General features: G+C 45.3%; 1 protein-coding gene. It reads right to left on the reverse strand.

The annotated features are described in order from the left end of the window. Positions 1-26: 26 nt before the first annotated feature. Positions 27-1,396 (reverse strand): IS3-like element ISKpn8 family transposase gene (locus tag ACVCAM_RS26360; RefSeq protein WP_085949440.1). Its coding sequence is split into 2 segments (ribosomal slippage): positions 27-916 and positions 916-1,396, totalling 1,371 coding nucleotides; the frame shifts between segments, so codons are not numbered across the junction. Between the last annotated feature and the right edge of the window lie 47 nt (positions 1,397-1,443).

The raw sequence follows: 1,443 nt of genomic DNA on the forward strand, positions 1-1,443 counted from the left end.
TGTACTGACCCCAAAAAGTTGGACAGTTAAACACGAGGCACATAGGTCTGGGTTCGATATTCAATTGGACTCAGACCTTTTAATTTCAGGCTAATTCTTCTGCTGTTGTAGTAGTCAATATATTCCGTAACAGCATCCTTCAGTTCGCTTATATTACTGAACTCGTCAAGATAAAAACACTCCGACTTTAAGGTTCCAAAGAAACATTCCACGACTGCATTATCCAGACAATTGCCTTTTCTGGACATGCTCTGTGTAATGCCTTGTTCTTTAAGGATGTTTTGATACCTTCTCATACGATACTGCCATCCCTGGTCAGAGTGCAGAATAGGATGCTCGTGAGGCTTAAGCTTTTTGAATGCCTGATCGAGCATATTCTCGACCATGTTCATCACAGGTCTTTCCGACAGGCTGTAAGAAATAACTTCGTTGTTGAAGAGATCTATTACTGGAGACAAATACAGCTTTCGCCCATTGACTGCAAATTCAGTAACGTCGGTAACCCACTTCTCGTTTGGCCGTGTAGCCTTGAAATCCCTTTGGAGAACATTGGGGGCGGTTTGCCCTACCTCTCCTCTGTAGGAGCTGTATCGCTTGACCTTAATCGCTGCCTTAAGCGAGAGGGTTCCCATCAGGCGCTGAACGGCTTTATGGTTAATCCGTTCCCCGTCTCGATGGAGAGACAACGTTACCCTACGGTATCCGTAACGACCTTTATTCTCGTGATAAATCTCACCAATACGCTTTTTAACATCCGCATACTTATCAGGCTTGCTGAGAGCCTTTAGATGGTAATAAAACGTACTGCGCGGTATCTCCGCTGCCTTGAGAAGCTCATCAAGAGGGTAAAACTGCCTTAGCTCGTTGAGTACTTTCACTTTTTCGCGGGATGAGCTAAGGCTTTCAGCTTTTTTAGATACGTAAGCCGCATTTCAAGGAATCGAACTTGTCTTTCAAGATCCTCAATACGTCGGTCTTTCGACAGCTCCAATGCTAACGCCGCTTTTTCTGGATCAACTGACATTGTAATGTTTCTTTTGGTGCCGATCTTGAGTGCGCGTAAACCAGCTTCTCCGTGCTCCTCATAGACTTTCAGCCACTTGGCTACAGAACCACTACCAGCAAGCATAAAGTGAGCAGCAGCCTGATTGAGGGACATCTGCTGCTCGGTCACGGCTTTCACGACCTTAATGCGCAACTCTGGATCAGCACTAACGCCTTTAGGTTTGGGAATTAAACCTTTTTCTCCATGTTTTTCATAGAGGGCAACCCACGTCCTGACCTGTGTTCGAGGCACACCAAAACGTGCAGAGATGATCCTGTAACCATCATCAGTTGTGAAGTAGTGATTCACGACTTCAAGGCGCTTTTCGAAGGGGTATTTTGGCTTTGACATATCAGGGACTATTCCATTTCATCGTCCAACAAAATGGGTGCAGTACA

Source organism: Enterobacter sp. CFEC122 (assembly GCF_052983755.1).